Here is a 22,318-nt window from a genome sequence, read left to right on the forward strand (position 1 = left end):
TGCTGTGCGTTCGCGGCGACGGCTCGGTCGGTGACCAGCAGGGTGCTCGCCCCGGCATTTCTAACCGGCTGAGCGCCGTCGACCGTCGCTACCGTTCACCGCGAACATCTCGGGCTTGAGCCCGTCCAGCAGCTCGCCCGGATGCACACCGAGAGCATCCGCAACTCGCACGAGCGACTGGATGTTCGGCATCGACCGACCCGTCTCGTAGGCGCGCACGTTCGACGAGTCGATTCCGCTGAGCACGGCGACCTGATCCTGCGTCATGCCCTGGCGCTTGCGCTGCTCCGCGATGAGTGCGCCGATGTGGGCGGCGGCATCCGAGGCGACACGAGACATCCACTCAGATTCGCTTCACCCCAACACTGGTGCCAGGGTGCATGTCACCGGGTACTTGTACGCTCAGAACATGTCGACAGAGACCACGCCACCCGAGCGCCTGGTCAAGTCGAAGCAACGCGTCGCAGATCACGGTGAGGTCTTCACCCCGTCCTGGCTGGTGAACGACATGCTCGACCTGGTCAAGCCGGAGACGGAACGGATCGACTCGCGCTTCCTGGAGCCCGCGTGCGGGTCGGGCAACTTCTTGGTGCCGATCCTGCAGCGCAAGCTCGCGGCCGTGCAGGCGCGCCATGGGCGCAGCGACTTCGAGAAACGGCACTATGCACTCTTTGCGCTGATGTGCGTCTACGGCATCGAACTGCTGGCCGACAACGCCGCCGAGTGCCGCGAGAACCTGCTGGCGGTGTTCACGCAGTTCGTCGGGGCCGAGCCGTCGGATGTCTGGGCGCGCGCGGCATCCACGGTGCTCGCGGCGAACATCGTGCAGGGCGACGCATTGCAGATGACTGATGCCACGGGCGCGCCGATCACGTTCCCCGAATGGGGCTATCTCGGCCGCGGCAAATACCAGCGACGCGACTTCGGCTACAGCAACCTCACTGAGCGCGGCTCATTCCAAGGAACGCTCTTCGAGGCCTTCGAGGAGCACGAGATCTTCGTGCCCTCCCGCACGTATCCGCCGATGACCGTGCAGGAGCTCGCAGCATGAGCATGCAGTCCCCGCTCGCACTCGCCCGTCACAACCCGGACGTTCTCACGTGTATCGCGAACCTCTCGAACGACGAGGTCTTCACGCCGCCCGAGTTCGCGAATCGCATGCTCGATACGCTCGCGGACGCCTGGGCCGGCTCGAACAACGGCGCCAACATCTGGGCGGACCCTAAGGTCACGTTCCTCGATCCGTTCACGAAGTCGGGGGTGTTCCTGCGTGAGATCGTCTCGCGGCTCACCGATGGCCTCGAGAAGTGGATGCCCGACCTCCAGTCGCGCGTGGACCACATCCTCACGAAGCAGGTGTTCGGCATCGGGATCACCGAGCTGACCGCGCTGCTTGCCAGACGGAGCGTGTACTGCTCCAAGTGGGCGAACGGGCCACACTCGATCGCGACATCGTTCGATCGCGACTGGGGGAACATCTGGTTCGAGCGCACCGAGCACACGTGGGTAGGGCGAAAGCGTGAACGCCGCGTGGAGCCGACGGCGCAGGACGAGATCGTCATCGACATTCCGGGCACTGGTAGGTGCGAGTACTGCGGCGCGTCCGAGGCAGCCTACTCGCGAGAGTCCGGGCTCGAGTCGCACGCCTACGCGTTCATCCACACCGACGACATCAAGGCTCGGATCACCGAGCTGTTCGGAGACAGCATGCAGTTCGACGTCATCATCGGAAACCCGCCGTATCAACTGAATGATGGGGGTGGGTCCGGCACGAGCGCTGGGCCGCTTTACCATCTCTTCGTAACGCAAGCGAAATATCTCGAGCCCAAGTACCTGAGCATGGTTACGCCAGCGCGCTGGTTTTCTGGCGGAAAGGGCCTCGACGAGTTCCGCGGATCAATGCTAGAAGATGATCGGCTTCGTGTAATCGACGATTATCCGGACTCCAATGACGTGTTCCCGGGTACCCAGATCAAAGGCGGAATCGCTTATTGGCTCTGGGCTCGTGATAACCCAGGGGAAGTCACTGTGACGACTTACGATAAGGGTGCGGCAATTTCAACTGCCACGCGACCACTCCTCGAAAAAGGATCGGACGTCTTCATCCGATACAACGAAGCGCTGCCCATCCTGAGGAAGGTAGCCGGATTCGAGAATGCTGCAAAGGGAGACAGTCTTTTCCCGCCCCAAGGGAGACGATTTGCCGAGTTGGTGAGCGTGCGGCGTCCATTCGGGCTGCCAAGCACCTTCCGTGGAGAAAAACTTGGCGAGATCATCGTCTATCAAGCTGGTAGCCAATCGCGGACATCACGACGTCACATCACCCGCGCAAGCGAACTCATAGACCAATGGAAAGTGTTCATTCCCTTCCTTGCAAGCGGCAGTGACTCTTTCCCACATTCCATTCTAGGACGGCCGTTCGTGGGCGCTCCCGGGACCGCAGCGACGGAAACATACCTCGCGATAGGTCCATTCGAAGACGAAAAGGAATGTCTCAATGTCATCTCCTACATATCGACCCGCCTCTTCCGATTCATGGTGCTCCAGAAGAAGCCCTCTCAGAACGCGACAAAGAAAGTATACGAATTCGTCCCGACGCAAGATTTCTCAAAGCCGTGGTCAGATGAAGAGCTGTATGCAAAGTACAACATCGTTAAAGAGGAAGTAGCGTTCATCGAAAGCATGGTGCGACCTATGGATTCCACCGATGCCTGAGCCCGCCTCCGAGGTCTTCGCACCGAAGCCCGATTCGCCGCTTCGCATCTACGCGTACGCCATCCACGACGACGCCCACCATGGCCAGCTCAAGGTGGGCCAGACCACGCAGGACGTGAAGATCCGGGTCGCGCAGCAGCTCAAGACCGCGACGATCAAGAATTACACGATCGAGGTCGACGAGTCCGCGGTGCGCGACGACGGCACGTTCTTCCGCGACTTCGACGTGCGCGACCGGCTCGTGCAGAAGGGGTTCGAGAACGTCGACCTCGAGTGGATGCGCTGCACCGTCGACGACGTGAAGACCGCCGTCGCCGAACTGCGCACGGGCAAAGCGTTCACGGGCACGCACCACGAAGACTTCCCGATGCGCGCAGAGCAGAAGCACGCGGTCGAGGCGACCCACAAGTACTATCGCTCGATCTGGGCAGAGAACGAAGACGCCGTTCCCGAGTTCCTCTGGAACGCCAAGATGAGGTTCGGCAAGACGTTCACTGCCTACCAGCTGGCCAAGCGGATGAAGGCGAAGCGCATCCTCGTCGTCACGTTCAAGCCCGCAGTCGAGGATGCCTGGAAGACCGACCTCGAGTCGCACGTCGACTTCGACGGCTGGCAGTACGTCTCACGGGAGGCGGGCGGGAATCCGCAGAAGGCCGATCCGGAGCATCCGCTCGTGTTCTTCGGCTCGTTCCAGGATCTGCTCGGCCGTGACAAGGCAGGCAACTTCAAGGCGAAGCACGAGTGGCTCAAGCAGCTTCATTGGGACCTCGTGGTCTTCGACGAGTACCACTTCGGCGCCTGGCGCGACACCGCCAAGGAGCTGTTCGAGGGCGAGGACGACACCTCGAAGAAGAAGGAGATCGAGCAGGAGTTCGGCTCCGAGCTCGAGACCTTCGCCGATGAGCTCGAAGAGCTGCACAGCGACGAGGACGCGTTCGTCCCCATCCAGGCGGGCGCATATCTCTACCTCTCGGGCACGCCGTTCAAGGCTCTCGCCACCGGGCGCTTCATCGAAGAGCAGATCTTCAACTGGACCTACACCGATGAACAGAGTGCAAAGGCGAAGTTCGGGCCGGAGCATCCCGGAAAGTGGAATCCGTACGCGGCGTTGCCGGAGATGCGACTCCTGACGTACCAGATGCCCGACGAGCTCGTCTCCATCGCCACCGACGGCGAGCTCGACGAGTTCGACCTCAACACGTTCTTCGAGGCCAAAGGCACGGGCGCGGGCGCCGAGTTCGTGCACAAGGATGACGTGCAGAAGTGGCTCGACATCATCCGCGGCTCCTACCTGCCTACGCAGGTCGACGCGCAGAAAGCCGGCACCCGGCCACCGTTCCCGTACTCGGACGTGCGACTGCTGCCCTACCTGCAGCACTCGCTCTGGATGCTGCCGCGCCAGGCATCCTGCGCCGCGATGGTGAATCTGCTCGCCGAGAAGCAGAACGTGTTCTGGCACGACTACACCGTCGTCAACGTCTCGGCGCCGGGCATCGGCATCGGTCTGGATGCCCTGCCGCCGGTTCGCAAAGCGATCGGCAACGGCTTCGACACCAAGACCATCACCCTCACGGTCGGCAAGCTCACCACCGGGGTCACCGTGCCGCAGTGGTCGTCCATTCTGATGCTGCGCAACCTGAAGGCACCGGAGACCTACTTCCAGGCCGCGTTCCGGGTGCAGTCGCCGTGGTCGATCAAGAATCCGAACGGCGACGACCCGAATGAGGAGGAGATCCTCAAGCCGGTCTGCTTCGTGTTCGACTTCGCGCCGACGCGCGCGCTGCGGCAGATCAGCGACTACGCGATCGGGCTCGCGCCCGAGGAGTCGAACCCCGAGCGCGCCGTGGAAGAGCTGGTCAACTTCCTGCCGGTGCTGGCCTACGACGGACTGAACATGCATCCCGTCGATGCCGGCGACATCCTCGACATCGCCATGTCGGGCACTTCGGCCACGCTGCTCGCACGCAAGTGGCAGTCCGCCATCCTCGTCAACGTGGACAACCTCACGCTGAAGAAGATCATGGACAACCAGGCGGCCATGGATGCGGTCATGAAGATCGAGGGATTCCGCGCGCTCGGCGCATCCATCTTCGAGACCGTCGTCAACAAGTCCGAGGCCGTGTCGGAGACGAAGAAGTCCAAGGGCGAGGCGATCACGTCCGCAGAGAAGAAGGAGCTCTCGGACGAGGAGAAGGAGCTCAAGAAGGGCCGCAAGGCGATCCAGGAGAAGCTGATCAAGTTCGCCACGCGCATCCCGGCCTTCATGTACCTCACGGACTATCGCGAGAACACGCTGCACGACGTCATTCAGAAGCTCGAGCCGGGGCTCTTCAAGGCCGTCACCGGCCTCACCGTCGAGGACTTCGACCTTCTCGTCTCGCTCGGCGTGTTCAACGCCGCCCACATGAACCAGGCGATCTTCGCGTTCCGCCGCTACGAGGATGCGTCGCTGTCGTACACGGGCATCCAGTCGCACGAGGACCTCCGGCAATACGGGCTATACGACACGGTGGTCGGGATCGAGGCGTAGGACACACTCCGAGCCGCCGGGCGTGGGCGCACGAGCGGCGGGCACGATTCAGGCTCACGGGCACCTTCAGCGCCACAGCACCCCGGTCTACGGCGTGTTGACCTGAAAACTGCACGCGGGAGCGCGGCATGAGCCCGGGAGCGCTGCGGCGGCCGCTGGGCGTCACCCTGCGTTACCCGATGCGGCCCGCGGCCGCACCCCGCCGTAGGGTTTTCACCATGTCCGAGACGCACCGCCCCGACTTCGAGACCCGCCAGATCCACGCGGGGAGCGTGATCGACGCGGAGGCACAAGCCCGGGTGACGCCGATCTACCAGACGGCCGGCTACGTGTTCGACAGCTTCGACGACGGCGAGGACCGCTTCGCCGGCCGTGGCGGGCGGGCGTACTCGCGCAACGACAACCCGACCAACGTGGTCGCCGGGCGGCGCATCGCCGACCTCGAGGGCGGCGTCGACGGCATCGTCGTCGCCAGCGGACAGGCGGCCATCGCCGTCGCACTCAGCGCGCTGGCGGGCGTCGGCGATCACGTGCTCGTCACGAGGTCGCTGTACGAGGGGACGAACGAGATGTTCCGCGGCATCCTCAGGCGCCAGGGCATCGAGGCCGAGTATGTGCCCGACGACGCGAGCGACGAGGAGTGGGCCGCACGCATCCGGCCCACCACCAAGGCGCTCTACACCGAGAGCCTGCCGAATCCGCTCGGGCAGGTCGTCGACCTCGAGCGGCTGGCCGGCATCGCGCACGCGCACGGGGTGCCGGTCGTCGTCGACAACACGGTGCCGACTCCCTATCTGGAGCGTCCGATCGAGCACGGAGCGGATGTCGTCATCCACTCCACGTCGAAGTGGCTGTCGGGCCACGGCTCGGTGATCGGCGGCGCCGTCGTCGACGGCGGGCGGTTCGACTGGGCGGGCAGCGGGCGGTTCCCGCAGCTGACCGAGCAGCCGCGGGCGGGCGTGGCCTCGTTCGTCGACCGGTTCGGGGATGCCGCGTTCGGCGCCTACCTGCGCTCCGTCGTCGTGCTCGAGTACGGGCCTACGGTGCCGCCGACCAGCACACTTCTGCTGCTGCATGGCATCGAGACGCTGTCGCTGCGCATGGAGCGTCACGTCGCGAACGCGCAACGTGTCGCTGAGTGGCTCGAGCAGCGGGCGGAGGTGACGGCCGTGCATTACCCGGGGCTGGCATCCAACCCATACTTCGGTCTCGCGCAGAAGTATCTGCCGCTCGGCGCCGGCTCGATCGTGTCGATCGACCTCGCAGGAGGTCGGGATGCCGCGCGCGCCTTCATCGACGCGCTCCAGCTCATCTCGCCCATGACGCACATCGGCGACGTGCGCACGCTGGCCATTCACCTGGGATCGACGATCCACCTCAAGCTCACGGAGCAGGAGCGGCTGGATGCGGGCATCACCCCCGGCCTCATCCGGCTGTCGATCGGCCTCGAGAGCGCCCGCGACATCATCGCCGACCTCGAGCGAGGGCTCGACGCGGCTGCGAGCTGACGGCTGAGGCGTGACGTTCCAGACCGTCGAACGTCGCTACTCGCGCCAGCTTCTGGCTACCGCGCCATGTTTTCTGGCGCTATAGCCAAAAGCTGGCGCGGCAATCAGAAGCCGGCGCGGCAATCAGAAGCCGGCGCGATTGCGCGTCTCGGGGTGAACTACGCTCTCAGCCCGCGGGGACCGCGAGCGGGCGGCGGGCATCCACCACGGAGGCGATACGGCGCACGGCCTCCACGATCGTGGACGGGTCGCAGGCCACGTTCGCGCGCACGAAGCCCGCGCCGCCTGCGCCGAACGTCGGGCCGGAGTTGAACGCCACCCGACCCTGCTCGCGCAGCACCGCCGCAGGGTCGTCGCCGAGGCCGGTCGCGCGCAGGTCGAGCCAGACCAGGTAACCGGCATCCGGGGTCACGACCGATGCTTCCGGCACCAGCTCCGCGAGCGTGTTCGTGAGCAGCTCGATGTTCGACGCCACGACCTCGACGGCCTCGTCGCGCCACGCGATGTTGTTCAGCGCAGCGATGCTGGCATGAAGCCCGAGGATGCTCGTGCGCGCCGCCGTCTCCTCCGGAAGCCTGTCGAGAACCTCGTTCATCCGCGCGTCGGCCGCCACGATCCAGGCGCACTTGAGCGCGGCGAGGTTCCACGCCTTGCTGGCACTCGTGACGGTCGCGCTACGTGCCCCCGCTGCCGCGGCGATGGGTGCGAACGGCGTGAAGACCGCGCCCGGGTGCGCGAGCGGCGCGTGCACCTCGTCGCTGAGCACGGGCACGTCGTACCGCGCGGCGAGCTCGGCGAGCGCCCGCAACGACTCGCCGCTGTGGCACCGGCCGGTGGGATTCTGCGGGTTGCAGAGCAGCATGGCGTCCGCGCCGCCGGCGAACGCGCGCTCGAGGCCTGCGAGATCGAGCGAGTAGCCGGCATCCTCCACCAGCGGCACCTCGACGACGGTGCCGTTGACCTCGCCGACCATCTCGTAGAACGGCGCATAGACGGGAGGGGTCAGCACGACCTTGGCGCCCTGAGCAGGCACGAGCAGACGCAGCGCCTCGACGAGCCCGACGGTCACGTCGGTGGCCAGGTGCACGCATCCCTCGTCCACGATCCAGTCCCACGACCGCTGCGCGAAGTCCGCGAAGACGGGCGCCAGCTCGCCGGGGTCGTCGAGGTAACCGGTGTCGCCGGAACGCAGGGCATGCGTGACGGCATCCACGATCACGGGCGCGAGGTCGAAGTCCATCTCCGCCACGAACAGCGGCAGAACGTCGGGCTCGTAACGGCGCCACTTGATGCTGTTGCGCTCGGCCCTGAGGCGGTCGATGGGACGGATGCTGACGTGGTTCACGGCGTGGTTTCTCTTGAGTGCAGACTTCGACCGTAGCCGCAGGCGCGTACCCGCCGCCATTCGCGCGTCATCGGGAGTCGCACACGTGCTCGACGTGGCGTTCCGACGCCTGACACCGGAGCCGTCCCGGACCGAGTGCGGCCTGCCAGAACCTGGCCGGCTCAGAACGGGGCTCGCTCAGAACGAGTTCCGCTCAGGCCTCCAGCTCGACGAAGCCGTCGATCGCCTCGCTCAGCCGCGCACCGGATGCCCGCGCATGCCCCTCGAGCTCGGCTCGCGTGAGCACTCCCGCGACGCGTCCGTCATCGAGCACGAGCACCGCGCTCCATGCCGGCTGATCCGCGCGGGCGGCAGCGAGCGCCGCGACGGCGGTCAGTCCGATGCCGACCGCCGGCGGACGCGGAAAACTCAGGTGCGCGACGGTGAGGCTGTCGGCGTCTGCGACGGGCTCGACGGGCTCGGACCGGCCCGCGCCGTCGGGCTCGGCCAGGCCCGCATCGGCACGTCGCACCTCATCCGCGATCGCGGCCCGCAGCGCGGCGATCGTCGTCCAGCCGACGACGTCCTCGGGGTGCGGGGCGAGGGCGCGTTCCCGCGGCTCGACGACGAGCGCGGGGTCGGAAGCCGCGGCGCCCGCTTTCGTGAGGCCGTCGAGCGCGGCATGCGGCGAGGCATCCCGCTGCACGAGCAGGGTGCGCGCCCGCGGCACGAGCGAACGCAGCGTGACGCCGCTCGTGTCGTCGTCGACGAAGCCGTTGGCGAGCATCCACCCGTCGTCGAAGTAGGCTCCGGGATCGCGCCGCCCCGAGTCCGGCAGCACGACCACCACCACGTCGTCACTGCTCAGGCCGCCGGCCAGCTCGAGCGCCGCGGCGAGCGCGACCCCGCTCGATCCGCCGGCGAGGATGCCCTCCCGGGCCGCCAGCGCCCGCACCGTCGCGATCGCCGTGCGGTCGTCGACCGCGATGCAGCTGTCGATCACCGATGCGTCGAGGTTGCCCGGCCATCGCTCGTCGAGGTCGCCGGCGGGCACGACACGTCCGACCCCCTCGATGTAGGTGCGGCTCCCGTCGCCGCCGCTGTACGACGACGACAGCGTGTCAGCTCCCACCACGACGACGCGTCCGTTGCTCACCCGCTTGAGGTAGGCGCCGGCGCCGGAGAGGAGTGCACCGGTGCCGATCGCCGCGACGAGATGCGTGACGGCGCCGTCGGTGTCCGTCCAGATCTCGGGGCCGGTGGTCTCCGCGTGCGCGGCAGCACCGGCCGGATCGTCGGCATCGGCGAGCAGCCACGCGTCGGCGGTGTCGTTCGCGTGCTGGGAGGCGAGCCGCGCTAGTTCCTGCGGCGGGGCATCCAGCAGCCGCACTTCGGCGCCGTAGGCGTGCAGCAGCGATTGCCACGCGGCCGGCGAGCTCGCGTGCGCGAAGACGATCACACGGTGGCCGAGGTGCGCGCCGAGCGCGGCCACGCCGATGCCCGTGTCGCCGGTCGCGGTGGTCACGACGACGCCGCCCGGCGGCAGCGAGCCGTCGGCGCGCGCTGCCCGCAATATCGACAGCGCCGCCCGGTCCTTCACCGTGCCTGCGGGGTTCGCCGCCTCGAGCTTCACGTACACGCGTGGCCCATGCTCATCCGCGGCGAGACGGGTCAAGCGGATGAGCGGCGTCGCCCCGACAGCGTCGGCGAGCGTCTCGTAGCGCGTCACGTTCGCCCCCTCATCCGTCGTGCGATGCCTGCGTCATCCGTCGGGCCGGCCGGCCGCGTCGCTCAGCGCGTCCGCTGTCGGCACGGGCACGGACCGCGGGCCTGACACACCAGAACCACACGGCCGAACCGCATACCCGGTGCCCGTGCCCGGACCCGTGTCCAACCGCGGACCCGACCTGGGTGCCCGACATCGGCCACTCTCGATTACAGGGCAGGACGCCCCCGCTGTCGCGTCGTGTTACGAACCGCGTCGGCGCCGCGGGCTTGGACGAACGCGACGGCGACCGCTATCTTCGCGGGCATGCCGACAGCATCCGATGCCACCAGGCCGTTCACCCGATCGATGGCGACGCACGTCGTGCTCTGGGTGTCCCTGCTCTACGCCCTCGTCTGCGCCGTGCAGGTTGTGGGCGTCGTCATCACGATGATCTCAAGACTGTCGCAGCGCACGACCGGCATCGAGGCGACCTGGAACCCGGGCATCCCGGCACCCCAGCCCACGAACTTCGAGGCGTCGGGCGGCCCCTCCGTGCTGAAGGGAACGACGATGTACCTCACGCAGGCGCAGGGCACCGTGGTCGGCGTTCCCGCCTCGTCCATCGTGCTCACGAGCGCCGGCGACCTCGTCGGCCTGCTGTGCGGCATCGGCGTCGCCGTGTGCCTCGTGGTGCTGGCGCGACAGCTGCTGCGCGGCACGCCGTTCGCCTCGGCATCCGTGAAAGCCCTTCTCGCTCTGGCCGCCGTGGTGTTCGTCGGATACGAGGGCGCGACGCTGCTGCACGCGCTCGGCACGCTCGGACTGACCACCGTGATGGTGCAGTCGCCGAGCACGCCCGACGGGTCGTGGAACCCGCCCGCGAGCCAGACGGTGTTCTTCGAGCTGTGGCCGGTCTATGTGGCGATCGCGCTTCTCGCGCTCGCTGCCGTGTTCAGGTTCGGTGCCGCGCGAGAGGCAGCGGACGCCGCCTGACCTGGGTCACGCGACCAGGGCCACCACGCTCGCGACCAGCAGGACGACGAGCACCCCGAGCCACACGAGGTGCCAGCGCACGCTCACCGGAGAATCGTCGGCGACTGGGACGACGCCGTTGACGCTCGTCGATGCCGCCTGCATGCCTCGCCGGATCGCCAGCGCGGCGATCGCGGCATTCGACATGTTCGTGAGCCCTGGGAGCGCGAGCGCCGACATCTCGAAGCTGCCGTCGTCGGGCAGGGCAAGGTGCGACGCGACCTGTTCGTTCGACAACAGTTCCGCTTCGTTCGACGGCTGGCCGCCCCCTGGAGCGGCCCAGGCGCGATACCGCCCCTGCGTCGTGCGCAAGACGAGGGAGAAGCTCGGCTCGATGTCGACCATCTTCGTGAACGGGATGCGGATGCTCCGCGCCGGGTTCACGACGGTCACCGCCGTGCGTTCGACGATCACGGCCGGCACACCGAACAGCACCCACACCGCCACCGCGACGAAGGCCACGACGGGAACGGCCCGCACGAGCGATTCCCACTCGTGCAGCACGCCGAAGGCGATCAGGTTGACGACGCCCAGCACCCATACCGCGATGGCGATGCCCGGCCCCAGTCGCGGCCGCAACACGGTGCGTTCACGGTCCACGAACATCCATCACAGCACCGGCACACCGGCGCGGGCAAGGGTCGCCGCATCTGCCTGCCGGCCGAGTGCCGTGTCGCGCATCGGCGCCCACCCCTGACAAGCTGACCTCGTGACCGAAGTGCTCGTCGTGATCGTGCTCGCGTTCCTGGTGATCGCAGCGTCGACGGTGCTCGGTCCGCGCCTCGGCGTCGCCTCGCCGCTGCTGCTCGTCGCGATCGGCATCGCGGCGAGCTTCGTGCCGTTCGTCGGCGCGGCGCACATTGAACCGGAGTGGATTCTCGAAGGACTCCTCCCGCCCCTGCTCTACGCGTCGGCCGTGTCGATGCCCGCCATGAACTTCCGCCGCGAGTTCGGAGCCATCGGCGGGCTCTCGGTCTTGCTCGTCATCGGCAGCGCCCTCGTGCTCGGCCTCTTCTTCATGCTCGTTCTGCCCGGCGTCGGGTTCGCGTGGGGAGTCGCGCTCGGCGCGATCATCAGCCCCACGGATGCCGTCGCCACCTCGATCATCAAACGCACGCCTGTCTCGAAACGCGTGGTGGCCATCCTCGACGGCGAGAGCCTGCTGAACGACGCCACCGCACTCGTGCTGCTGCGCACCGCGATCGTCGCCGTCGCCGCGTCGTTCTCGTTCTGGGGAACCGTCGGCACGTTCGCGTACTCCGTGGTGATCGCCGTCGTGGTCGGGTTCGTCGTCGGCCGCCTCAACCTGATCGTGCGCAAGCGCGTCACGGATCCCACCGTGAACACCGTCATCTCGTTCGCCGTGCCGTTCGTGGCCTCGGTGCCCGTCACCCTCATGTACGGATCCGGTCTCGTCGCTGCCGTCGTCGCCGGGCTCATCACGGGCATCCGCGCGCCGCGCGACCTCTCACCGCAGAACCGGCTCTCCGACTCGCAGAACTGGCGCACGGTCGAGCTGCTGCTCGAGGGCATCGTCTTTCTCACCATGGGCGTGCAGCTCAAGTCGATCGTCGAGAACGTGCAGCGCGATCACCAGGGCGTGTGGGCCGCCGTGCTGATCGCGGTGATCGCCCTCGCGCTCGTGCTGCTCGTTCGGGCGATCTACGTGAGCGGGCTGCTCGGCGTGCTGTCGCGCAGCAGGGCGCGCAACGCCCAGCTTGAGACCCGGTTGCAGGCCATGCACGAGAGGATCGGAACTCCAGAGGGCCGGCAGAAGACCGTCGAGAGGATGAACGCGCGCCCGGGAATCAGGGGCACGCAAGAGAACCTGGAGCGCTTCGCCGCCCGCATCACCCGTGGCCTCGCCGACATCGAGTACTTCCGACGGCAGCCCCTCGGCTGGCGGGAGGGCACCATCGTCGTGTGGGCGGGGATGCGCGGCGCCGTCACGGTCGCCGCGGCCCAGACCCTGTCGGCCGACGACACCCCCGACCGCTCGGTGCTCGTGCTGATCGCGTTCGTCGTCGCCGCGCTGTCGCTCAGCGTGCAGGGCGGCACGATCGGGCCGGTCGTGCGTTGGCTCTCACCCAAGACGGATCAGGCGGCGGTCGACGAGCAGAACGCGAGTGAGCGCACCAGCATCATGGAGCTGCTGCGCACGAGCGGCGAGACCGTGCCGGCGCCGCCGGAGCTCACCGGCGATCCGACGCCGGAACAGTTCATGCAGCAGAAGCGCTATCGCTTGGCGGTGCTGAACGCTCAGCGGGCTGCGCTGCTCGACGCTCGCGACAACGGAACCTTCGACGCGGATGCCCTCGCGAACGGCCTCGCGAACCTCGACGCCTCGCAGATCGCGATCGAGATGCGCGGCGAGCCCGCCGACGCGGAGTAGCCGCCCCGCGCCCCGCGCCAATGTCACTTCCCGTCGCCGAGAGTGCGACTTCCCCTGCGCGAGCGTGCGGTCCCACCGCCGTCGCGACCGCTACCGTCGGATGCGACGCGCCCGATACGCGGCTCGTGCTTCGGCGTCGAAGTGCTCCGTCGCATACGAGAGCATCGTCGCCGGCATGCGCTCGGCGTTGGCGTCGAGAAAGCCGACGAGCAGCGACCGGTCGACGCGCTTGCCGACCTCGCGGAGCATCCACCCCACTGCCTTCTGGGTGAGATCACGGCGGTCACCGGAATCGAGCACCGCGGATGCCAGCTCCAGCGTCGTCGACGCGTCGCCGCGTTTGATGAACGCGAAGGTCGACAACAGCGCGACGCGACGCCACCACAGGTCGTCGGAGTTCGCGAGTTCGTACAGCACGAAACGCGGCCTGTCGTAAAGGTATTCACCGAGCACGAACTCGGCGGAGGCATCCACGAGGTCCCAGTTGTTCACCTGCCCGGCGCGCACGGCGCCGAGATAGTAGGCGGCGAGCCGCTCGCGCTCGTCGTCGTCGAGACCGCGCGGGGCGGAGGCCCGGGCGAACAGTGCGTTCAGCGCGACGAGGCCGGCGAGCCGGTGCTCGTGCACGCCGCTGTGGAGCAGGTCGGTGATCGTCTCGAGCGGCAGCGGGCTGAAGCGCTTCACGACGGCACGTACTGCGGGAACCCGCACCCCGATGAAGACGTCGCCCTCGCCGTATTCGCCCGGTCCGGTCTTGAAGAATCCCTGCAGGAACGCCGCGTCGCCGGGGTCCGCGCGCGCGTCGAGTGCCGCGACAACGGACTCTGTCAGACGGGTGATCCCGTCAACGGTGCCGGTGCCGGCCGTGTCGGATGCCATGGGCCCAGTCAACCGCGCGACCGCAGAACCTGCACCCTCGCGTGGCAGAACCCGCACTCTCACGAACAGGCATGAGCACTCTCGGCGATCGGAAGTCGCACTCTCGCAGAACGGGATCGCCGCCCGCCTGGGCACGAGAAGAGCATCCACTCGTGCGAAGGCCGCAGCATCTGGCACGATGATGCCCGTGTTCATGGTGACGACCAACGATCTGCCCGGCTACCGCATCACCCAGGTGCTCGGCGAGGTGATGGGGCTGACGGTGCGGTCGGTCAACTTCGGCCAGGGGTTCACGGCCGGGTTCCGGGCCATGGGCGGTGGCGAGATTCCCGAATACACGCAGATCATGTACGAGAGCCGCAACGAGGTCATGAACCGCATGTGGGGCGAGGCCGTGCAGCGCGGCGCGAACGCGATCGTCGGCATGCGGTTCGACACCGACTCGATCGGGTCGTTCAGCGAGGTCTGCGCCTACGGCACCGCCGTCGTCGTCGAGCCGCTGGCCGCGCAACAGGCATCCGCCCCTGCTCCGATCGGCTGACGCACGAAACCCGCACACTCGCGGGCGGGAAGCCGCACACTCGACGGCACGAACGCGCTCGCTCGGAGTGCGGAACGTCCCCGCGGCCCTCTGGCCGCGGGGACGTCCTCAGTCGTCAGTGATCGCGCTGCGCACTCAACCGACTCCATCGGCTCGGCCGAACGAGCAAGCTCGCTCAGCTCTCGCCTCAGTCGTCAGTGATCGCGCTGCGCACTCAACCGACTCCATCGGCTCGGCCGAACGAGCAAGCTCGCTCGGCTCTCGCCTCAGTCGTCAGTGATCGCGCTGCGCACTCAACTGACTCCATCGGCTCGGCCGAACGAGCAAGCTCGCTCGGCTCTCGCCTCAGTCGTCAGTACCAGCCGTAGGACTGGGAGTGGCCCCAGGCGCCGCAGGGGGTTCCGTACGAACCGGCGATGTAGCCCAGGCCCCACGAGATCTGGGTGGCGGCGTTGGTCGCCCAGTCGCCGCCTGCGGACGCCATCTTCGAACCGGGAAGAGCCTGCGGAATACCCGTGGCACCGCTGCCCGCGTTGTACGCCTGGTAGTTCCAGCCCGACTCGCGGTTCCACAGGCTCACGAGGCAGGAGAACTGGTCGCCGCCCCAGCCGTAGCGGCTGGCGGCCATCGACTGCGCGACGGCCTGAGCGCCCGACGGTGTGTTCACGCGAGCCAGAGCAGCGGCAGCGGCGCGCGCGGCGGCCGCCTTCTGCGCTGCGGCTTCGGCAGCGGCCTTCTGGGCTGCAGCGACGGCGGCGTCGTGAGCGATCGCCGCCTTGTTGGCGTCGACCACGGCGTCGTCAGCAGACACGGTCAGCGTGTGCAGCGTGCCGGGGTCGGACGAGTAGTTGTTCTGCAGGGCGTCGATCGCGGCATCCAGCTGGGTGAGGTCTGCGCGACCTTTCACCTGCTCTGCAGTGATCTGGGCCACCGCAAGCGCGTTGAAGGATGCCTGCGCCGCCTTGTGGCTGACGGTCATCGGGGCGATCGGGGAGCCCTTGGCGACCTCGGTGGCCGCTGTCTTGATGCTCGCCTTGGCGGGCTCGGCGTAGGCGCTCTGCACGACGACCGGCGTGACGACCGTGGCCACCGCGAGAACGGCGGCGGCCGAGACGGTCAGGGCCCGCTTGTGGGCGACGGCCTTGCCGGAGAGGGAGTTGATGGTGTTGAGAACGGGGGTGGGGGTGATACGCGTGAGGAAGGTCAAAGGGTTCCAATGATCGGGCTTGCCCCGCATCGTCATCCCGGTTTCGCGCGCACGCTCTCCCGGGCAGCGGATGCTCCCCGACGCTCATCGGCGTCCGGTCATCCGGGCGGGTTGGACACCCCGGGAACGACGCCATGCTCGACACACCGCCGGGCGCTGAAGCACAAGGGCTCAGAACACGGCGGCAGCCACGGCACGTCGGATACGCGCCGGCACAACGCCCCGCGCACGCGGTATCGACCGCATCCGTCGGGTCGGGGCGGCCGCCGAACCGGCATCCAGACCCCTCACGTGTCGGGGTGCGAGTACGCGAAATCGACGACCCGGCAACGGTACTGACCTGCTCTGGACGGGCTGTGCACAGGCCCTCCGAGCCCCCTGAGAGCCGGATTTCCGCGGAACTACGCGGATTTCGCGCCCCAAATCACGCTGACCCCGAAATCGCAAGTCGACCCGAAGCGCTCGATCGGCCGCCGACACCGCCTTGTCAGGGTGAGACGGAGAGAAAGAGGAACGCGGCGAAGATCACCAGGTGCACGCCGCCCTGCAGCTTGGTGGCCCGCCCCGGAACGACGGTGAGGATGCTCACCACGATCGACAGCGCGAGCAGCACGATCTGCGTGTCGCCGAGTCCGAGCACCAGTTGCCCGGGCATCCAGATGGATGCCACGGCCACGGCCGGAATCGTGAGCCCGATGCTCGCCATCGCGGAACCCAGCCCGAGGTTGAGGCTGGTCTGGATGTGGTTGCGCTGGGCGGCCCGCACCGCGGAGATGCTCTCCGGCAGCAGGATGACGAGCGCGATCACGACACCGACCACGGACTCCGGCAGGCCGAGCGCGACCACACCGCCCTCGATCGACGGCGACTCCAGCTTGGCCAGACCGACCACCGCGACCAGGGAGACGAGCAGGAGCCCGAGGCTCGCCAGCGTGGCGCCGAGCGTCGGCGGCTCACCGTGCTCGTCCACTTCGTCGTCGTCTTCGGTGACCGGCTCGGCGATCGGTCCCGCTCCGGTCTCGATGTCGGGGTCGACGGGCAGGAAGAACCTGCGGTGCGAGATGGTCTGCGTCACCACGAAGAGTCCATAGAGCAGGAGCGAGGCGATGGCCGCGAACGCCAGCTGCGAGGGCGAGAAGCGCGGGCCGGAGGTCTCGGTGAAGTCGGGCAGCACCAGGCACAGCACGGCAAGCGTCGAGAGCGTGGCGAGCGCAGCGCCAGAGCCTTCGGAGTTGAAGCGCACGGTACCGAACTTCATCGCGCCGATCAGGATCGACAACCCGATGAGCCCTGTCGTCGTGATCATGAACGCCGAGAACACGGTGTCGCGGGCCAGGGTCGCCGCGTGCTCATCGCCGCCCGCCGACAGCGTCACGATGAGGCCGACCTCGATGATGGTCACGGCGATCGCGAGAATCAACGACCCGAACGGCTCGCCCACCTTGTGGGCGACGACCTCGGCGTGGTGCACGGCGACGAGCACTGTCGCGATCAGCACAACGGCCAGCACGATCGCGAGGCCCACGCCCGGCTTGGATCCCCACGCGAGCACGAGGGCGATCACCGCTATCACGGGCACCGCGATCGGCAGCCACCTGCCGATCCCCCCGAAGCGCCGTCACCGTTCCATCATCGCAGGCCGAGGCATCCTGCCCGCTGCACTCTGCGGCCGGCCGTTCCCTACCGGGCGCCAACCACTCCGTTCCGGTCGCGAAATGTGCCCCTCTGACGGGCTATAAGGGCACATTTCGCGACGTGAACCGGGGATGGCGGGACGGCGGGACGTGGGCTCCGGGAGTGGACCGGCGGGGTTGGAGGCCGGTTGAGGCATCGGCGCGGGCAGAATGAAGGGACCACGAAGCAGAAAGCGAAGGCGACATGGCGACTCGACGGTGGCGCACACTCCCCGAGGGCAGGGTCAGCCGACTCGTCGTGTTCGACCTGAGCAGCGGTGAGCGAACGGTCGTGCACGAGAACGCGGATGCCGTGTTCGAGGCACCGAACTGGGTCGCCTCGCCCCTGTGGCCGGGCGCCGGCGGCGCAGGCGACGAGTGGCTCGTCTTCAACCAGGACGGGCTCATCTACCGGGTGCCGGTCACCGGCGGCGAGGTGCAACTCGTGCCCACCGGAGACATCGACAGCTCGAACAACGACCACGTGCTGTCGCCAGACGGCCGCTACCTCTACATCTCCGCCGAGGACAAGCACATCCACCAGGTCTCGCTCGTCGACGGCGTCACGCGTCGGGTCACGCACGAGCACGAACGGCCGTTCAACCACTACCTGCACGGCATCTCGCCAGACGGGCGCATCCTGTCGTACATCGGCCTCGAACCGCTGGGGGACGTACCGGGTCCGGGCGTCCCCGCTCTCACCAACGTCTTCACCATCGGCATCGACGGCGCGGATGACACGCAGCTCACCTTCTCCGACAAGCCGCACGACGGCGCCGAGTTCGGCCCGAGCGGCGAGTGGATCCACTTCAATTCCGAGCGCGCGTCCGAGCGCCCAGGCCACGCGCAGCTGTTCCGATGCAGGGCCGACGGGACGGGCGTCCAGCAGCTCACGTTCGACGACCGCGTCAACTGGTTCCCGCACGTCGCGCCGGGCGGCGGAGACCTCGTGTACGTGAGTTTCGAGCCCGGCGTGCTGGGGCATCCCGAGAACCACGACGTGCTCATCCGGCGCATCGACGCCGACGGCGGCGAGCCGACCGACCTCGTCGCGCTGTTCGGCGGACAAGGAACGATGAACGTCGCGAGCTGGTCGCCCGGCGGCACCCGGTTCGCCTACGTGGAGTACCCGCTCAAGGACTGAGGCCGGTCGGCGGCACATCCGCGCGGGCGTGCAGCGACCAAGCCACGCGGCCGGGGCGCTCCGTGCGGCACCGCGGCGCCGTGCCGCACGCGAGCGCGAACGTGAACGCAACGAACGTGCGCCGCGCTCTCCGAATACGCAACGGTTGACCTCAACTCGGCAAACTCGTCCCCGAACACCGTCGTTACGCTCGAATGAGACGCAATCATTCGATCTTCAAGGGGGTCTGTCGTGTCAACCATCCTTCCCACCGCGGAGCACGCGGCGACCACGCTCGACGCCGAGGCCACGGCACGTCTGGCCGATGTCGCCACCGATCCGGCGTGGCTCGAGCTCAAGGCCGCAGCCACGAGCATCCAGGCCGACCAGATCAAGGACGGCTCCATTCCGGATGCGGCCCGTCACGCGGATGCCCGCGCCCACGTCGACACCATCGTCGCCTCGATCCGCGATCTGACACCGCTCTTCCCGCACGACGCGGACTACCTCGAGACCCTGCAGCGCGACTTCGCCCGCTGGGCCGACGACGGATTCGGTGTGCCCGACTTCTACGACTCGCTGGTCGCGTTCCAGCCGCAGCAGCACCGCGTCGACGGCCTGCGCCACCTCGTCGTGTTTCCGATGTACACGCAGAACGGCTCGACCGACCGGCACATCGAGGCCCTGATCGTCGAGACGATCTGGCCCGAGTTCGTGGCCGAGCTGGAGCGCACCGACTACGGCAACAAGCTGTTCGTCTCGCTGCGGCTCATCGACTTCACGAGCGGCTACGACACCAACTCTGCCGTGCTCTTCCCGGAGACGGTCGCCATGCGCGAACTGCCGACCTTCACCTGGGGTGCGATCTTCCAGGACCGCGAGGCCGCGCGCTATCGCGTCGTCGTGCGGGCGGCATCCGACATCACGAAGCTCGACCTGCCGGAGGACGCGGCTCGTCTGCTCGATGACCAGAACCTCATCGAGGAGACGTTCGTGATGTGGGACATCATCCACGACCGCACGCACATGCGCGGCGACCTGCCGTTCGACCCGTTCATGATCAAGCAGCGCATGCCGTACTTCCTCTATTCGCTGGAGGAGCTGCGCTGCGACCTCACCGCCTACCGCGAGGCGTTCCGGCTGGAGAAGACCCTCGGCGCGCTGCCGACGGAGGAGCTTTCGGATGACCAGCGCAGCATCCTCGAGCACGCCTCGCTCGTGCGCTACGCGATTCTGTTCGACCGCATCTTCCGGTTCCCGATCACGGGCACCCGGGTGCGCAACTACGACGGCCTCGGCGGGCAGCTGCTGTTCGCGTGGCTGCACCAGCACCACGTGCTCGACTGGACCGACACGCAGCTCTCCATCGACTGGGATGCCATCGGTGACGCGGTCGTCGCGCTCAGCGACGCCATCAACGAGCTGTACTGGCGCTCGATCGACCGCCCGAAGACGGCGCACTGGCTCGCCGCCTACGAGCTCGTGAGCGGCGTGCTGGCGCCGAACCCGGCATCCGTCTGGGCGAAGGGTCTGCCCGAGGAGGTGCTCGCCGGCGCGCCGAAGGGCTACACGGATGCCGTGCTCGACGACGAGTTCCCGCTCTCGATGTTCTACGAGGCGCTGAACAAGAAGATGGGCGACACCATCGAGTCCACGAAGGGCATCACGGCCACCTCGCTGGGCTGACGCTGCACCCCGCCCCGCTGTCCGTTGCGCAAGTAGTTCCCGTTCCGGACGGATGCGTCCGGTGTGCCGGCGACATTCGTCCGGAACGGGAACTACTTGCGCGGTGTCGGCGGGCGCCGCTCAGCGCGTCTCCCACCGGAACCAGCGGATGCCGATGAACGCGAACACGACGACGTAGCCGATGCAGGCCGGCAGCGAGTAGGCGTCCTGACTCGTCCACCCCGATCCGGTGACCGCATCGTTGAACAGCGTCATGAGCGCGCCGACCGGCGACCACTCTGCGATCACCTGGATCGTGTCGCCGAGAATGCCCGTGCCGCCGAGAATGCCGAGCAGCACGAGAAGGATGAAGAGGATGCGTCCGATCGCGTTGACCGCGCCGGTCGACGTCACGAGTCCCACGATCGCCTGCCCGATCGAGAGGAACACGGCAGCGCCGAGGGCCGCGATCGCGACCACCAGCAGGTACTGGCCGACGCTCAGGGTGAGTCCGTGCAGGATCACGCCGACGACCACCACGATCAGCGACGCGACCAGATTGGTCACCACCTGCACGGCGATGCGGCTCGTCATGATGGTCCAGGTGGGCGCGGGCGTGACGCGAAGCCGCTGCAGCACGCCGATCTCGCGGTCGCGGGCGAGATTCAGGCTGTAGCCGAGCATGCACGAGGTGAGCAGGCCCAGCGTGAGGGCGAGGCCGATCACGAGCGCCGGGTCTCCGAGCTTGTTGCCGTTCCTGGCGAAGCTCGTGGCGATGAGGATGGCGACGGGCAGCACGAGCGCCAGCACCGTCGCGACACGGCTGCGCAGCAGAACGATCGTGTCGGCGCGCAGCAGGGATCGCAACGCGAGTCCGATCGGAGGACGCTCGAGCGTGGACGAAGCGGTGGTCTCAGTCACGGATGGTGCTCCCGGTCAGTCCGATGAAGACATCCTCGAGCGTGACGTCGCCGTGCGCGACGGCAAGCACCCGCGGGTCCTCCTTATGCTTGGCGATCAGGTCGGCCGGCGTTCCGACCGTGAGCAGCGCGCCGTGGTCGATGATCGCGACGCGATCGCAGACCGCCTGCGCCTCCTCCATCGAGTGCGTGGTGAGCAGGATGCTGCTGCCGCGATCGCGGAGCTGCTCGATGCGCGACCAGAGCGCCCTGCGAGACTGCGGGTCGAGGCCCGCCGTCGGCTCGTCCAGGAGCAGGAGAAGCGGATCGTGGATGGTCGCGATGTAGAGCGCCAGCCGCTGTTGCTGGCCGCCGGAGAGCTGCTTGAACCGCTTGGTGCGCTCCTGGCCGAGGCCGATGTCGTCGAGGCTCTGCCTGATCTGCTCTCTGGTCAGTCGCACACCGTAGAGGCCGCCGTAGAGCGTGGCGATCTGCTCGATGCTCAACTCGGCCTGAAAGCTCGAGGTCTGCAGCTGTACGCCGAGGCGCGCCTTGGTCTCGATCGGATGCCGTCTGGCATCCATGCCGTCGACCGTCACCGTGCCCGAGCGCGGGCTGACCAGCCCCTCGATCGCGCCGAGGGTGCTGGTCTTGCCCGCGCCGTTCGGACCCAGCAGCCCGAAGATCTCGCCGCGCTCGATCTGCAGGCTCACGCCGGCGACCGCCGTCTGCTGGCCGTAGGTCACGGTCAGATCGCCTACCTGGAGCGCCGGCACCGCGGGCGCAGCAGAGGGTTGGTTCCCTGTCACGCGAAAAAAGATATCACTTTATGCACGAGGCGAACGCTCGAATCCACTCAGATTCCCGCGCCGGCGGGACCGCCCGCTGCGGGAGGCCGGGGCCGAGCGCACGATCAGTCCTTCGGCGGTCTCCCTCGCCTGGGCAATGGGGCGACCTCGTTCGGCAGCCTGCCCGCCCGGCGCAAGGCATCCCTCAGCAGGATCTCGATCTGCGCGTTCACACTGCGCAGCTCCGCCGACGCCCAGCGGGAGACCGCTTCGTGCACCGCGGGATCGAGCCGCAGCAGCACGTTCTTGCGCTCGGTGCTCATCGTCTCACCCC

General features: G+C 67.7%; 19 protein-coding genes. 9 read left to right on the forward strand and 10 right to left on the reverse strand.

Annotated elements, in window-relative coordinates:
- Positions 1-60: 60 nt before the first annotated feature.
- Complete coding sequence (locus FPZ11_RS11410) at positions 61-339, reverse strand: helix-turn-helix domain-containing protein (RefSeq protein ID WP_146321016.1); 279 nt, start codon at positions 337-339, stop codon at positions 61-63.
- Between the two features lie 70 nt (positions 340-409).
- On the opposite strand from FPZ11_RS11410, the gene FPZ11_RS11415 reads away from it, so the two are divergent.
- From FPZ11_RS11415 to FPZ11_RS11430, 4 genes are all read left to right on the forward strand, one after another.
- Positions 410-1,051 (forward strand): N-6 DNA methylase, encoded by a 642-nt coding sequence (locus FPZ11_RS11415; protein WP_146321018.1) that lies wholly within the window; start codon positions 410-412, stop codon positions 1,049-1,051.
- Positions 1,048-2,715, forward strand: a complete 1,668-nt coding sequence (locus FPZ11_RS11420; protein ID WP_146321020.1) for an Eco57I restriction-modification methylase domain-containing protein — start codon at positions 1,048-1,050, stop codon at positions 2,713-2,715. Before FPZ11_RS11415 ends, FPZ11_RS11420 begins: the two co-directional genes overlap by 4 nt.
- The gene (locus FPZ11_RS11425) at positions 2,708-5,245 is read left to right on the forward strand and encodes a DEAD/DEAH box helicase family protein (RefSeq protein ID WP_146321022.1); all 2,538 of its coding nucleotides are present in this window, start codon (positions 2,708-2,710) and stop codon (positions 5,243-5,245) included. The genes FPZ11_RS11420 and FPZ11_RS11425 overlap by 8 nt, the downstream gene beginning before the upstream one ends.
- A gap of 218 nt (positions 5,246-5,463) precedes the next feature.
- Entirely contained in the window at positions 5,464-6,753 is a 1,290-nt protein-coding gene (locus FPZ11_RS11430) for an O-acetylhomoserine aminocarboxypropyltransferase/cysteine synthase family protein (protein ID WP_146321024.1), read from the forward strand.
- Between the two features lie 166 nt (positions 6,754-6,919).
- Here FPZ11_RS11430 and FPZ11_RS11435 read toward each other — a convergent pair whose 3' ends face one another.
- Positions 6,920-8,098 carry a MalY/PatB family protein gene (locus tag FPZ11_RS11435; RefSeq protein ID WP_246846218.1) on the reverse strand — a complete coding sequence of 393 codons (1,179 nt, stop codon included), beginning with the start codon at positions 8,096-8,098 and terminating at the stop codon, positions 6,920-6,922.
- Positions 8,099-8,291: 193 nt separating this feature from the next.
- A complete protein-coding gene (locus tag FPZ11_RS11440) occupies positions 8,292-9,806 on the reverse strand; it encodes a PLP-dependent cysteine synthase family protein (RefSeq protein WP_146321028.1) in 1,515 nt (504 codons plus the stop codon).
- A gap of 303 nt (positions 9,807-10,109) precedes the next feature.
- Here FPZ11_RS11440 and FPZ11_RS11445 point away from each other — a divergent pair, with 303 nt between their 5' ends.
- Positions 10,110-10,778 (forward strand): hypothetical protein, encoded by a 669-nt coding sequence (locus FPZ11_RS11445; RefSeq protein WP_146321030.1) that lies wholly within the window; start codon positions 10,110-10,112, stop codon positions 10,776-10,778.
- A gap of 6 nt (positions 10,779-10,784) precedes the next feature.
- On the opposite strand, the gene FPZ11_RS11450 is transcribed toward FPZ11_RS11445, so the two are convergent.
- Positions 10,785-11,417 (reverse strand): hypothetical protein, encoded by a 633-nt coding sequence (locus FPZ11_RS11450; protein ID WP_146321032.1) that lies wholly within the window; start codon positions 11,415-11,417, stop codon positions 10,785-10,787.
- 109 nt (positions 11,418-11,526) lie between these two features.
- Here FPZ11_RS11450 and FPZ11_RS11455 point away from each other — a divergent pair, with 109 nt between their 5' ends.
- Complete coding sequence (locus FPZ11_RS11455; protein WP_146321034.1) at positions 11,527-13,209, forward strand: cation:proton antiporter; 1,683 nt, start codon at positions 11,527-11,529, stop codon at positions 13,207-13,209.
- 90 nt (positions 13,210-13,299) lie between these two features.
- Here FPZ11_RS11455 and FPZ11_RS11460 read toward each other — a convergent pair whose 3' ends face one another.
- On the reverse strand, positions 13,300-14,088 hold the full coding sequence (locus FPZ11_RS11460; RefSeq protein ID WP_146321036.1) for a DNA alkylation repair protein: 789 nt from the start codon (positions 14,086-14,088) through the stop codon (positions 13,300-13,302).
- 178 nt (positions 14,089-14,266) lie between these two features.
- Here FPZ11_RS11460 and FPZ11_RS11465 point away from each other — a divergent pair, with 178 nt between their 5' ends.
- Positions 14,267-14,629 carry a YbjQ family protein gene (locus FPZ11_RS11465; protein WP_246846219.1) on the forward strand — a complete coding sequence of 121 codons (363 nt, stop codon included), beginning with the start codon at positions 14,267-14,269 and terminating at the stop codon, positions 14,627-14,629.
- A gap of 352 nt (positions 14,630-14,981) precedes the next feature.
- On the opposite strand, the gene FPZ11_RS11470 is transcribed toward FPZ11_RS11465, so the two are convergent.
- Together FPZ11_RS11470 and FPZ11_RS11475 are read right to left on the reverse strand one after the other, a co-directional pair.
- Positions 14,982-15,866 carry an aggregation-promoting factor C-terminal-like domain-containing protein gene (locus FPZ11_RS11470; protein WP_246846220.1) on the reverse strand — a complete coding sequence of 295 codons (885 nt, stop codon included), beginning with the start codon at positions 15,864-15,866 and terminating at the stop codon, positions 14,982-14,984.
- A 457-nt stretch (positions 15,867-16,323) separates the two neighbouring features.
- Positions 16,324-17,406 (reverse strand): calcium:cation antiporter, encoded by a 1,083-nt coding sequence (locus FPZ11_RS11475; protein WP_496559534.1) that lies wholly within the window; start codon positions 17,404-17,406, stop codon positions 16,324-16,326.
- Between the two features lie 308 nt (positions 17,407-17,714).
- On the opposite strand from FPZ11_RS11475, the gene FPZ11_RS11480 reads away from it, so the two are divergent.
- A complete protein-coding gene (locus FPZ11_RS11480; RefSeq protein ID WP_146321039.1) occupies positions 17,715-18,653 on the forward strand; it encodes a TolB-like translocation protein in 939 nt (312 codons plus the stop codon).
- Between the two features lie 231 nt (positions 18,654-18,884).
- Positions 18,885-20,318: a DUF6421 family protein gene (locus tag FPZ11_RS11485; RefSeq protein WP_437438598.1), complete on the forward strand. Its 1,434-nt coding sequence runs from the start codon at positions 18,885-18,887 to the stop codon at positions 20,316-20,318.
- Between the two features lie 120 nt (positions 20,319-20,438).
- On the opposite strand, the gene FPZ11_RS11490 is transcribed toward FPZ11_RS11485, so the two are convergent.
- From FPZ11_RS11490 to FPZ11_RS11500, 3 genes are all read right to left on the reverse strand, one after another.
- On the reverse strand, positions 20,439-21,218 hold the full coding sequence (locus FPZ11_RS11490; protein ID WP_146321041.1) for an ABC transporter permease: 780 nt from the start codon (positions 21,216-21,218) through the stop codon (positions 20,439-20,441).
- Positions 21,211-22,005 carry an ABC transporter ATP-binding protein gene (locus FPZ11_RS11495; protein WP_168203808.1) on the reverse strand — a complete coding sequence of 265 codons (795 nt, stop codon included), beginning with the start codon at positions 22,003-22,005 and terminating at the stop codon, positions 21,211-21,213. The genes FPZ11_RS11490 and FPZ11_RS11495 overlap by 8 nt, the downstream gene beginning before the upstream one ends.
- Positions 22,006-22,109: 104 nt before the next feature.
- The gene (locus FPZ11_RS11500; protein ID WP_146321045.1) at positions 22,110-22,307 is read right to left on the reverse strand and encodes a type II toxin-antitoxin system antitoxin; all 198 of its coding nucleotides are present in this window, start codon (positions 22,305-22,307) and stop codon (positions 22,110-22,112) included.
- Positions 22,308-22,318 lie beyond the last annotated feature (11 nt).

Origin of the sequence: Humibacter ginsenosidimutans (genome assembly GCF_007859675.1) — a bacterium.
GTDB lineage: Bacteria > Actinomycetota > Actinomycetes > Actinomycetales > Microbacteriaceae > Humibacter > Humibacter ginsenosidimutans.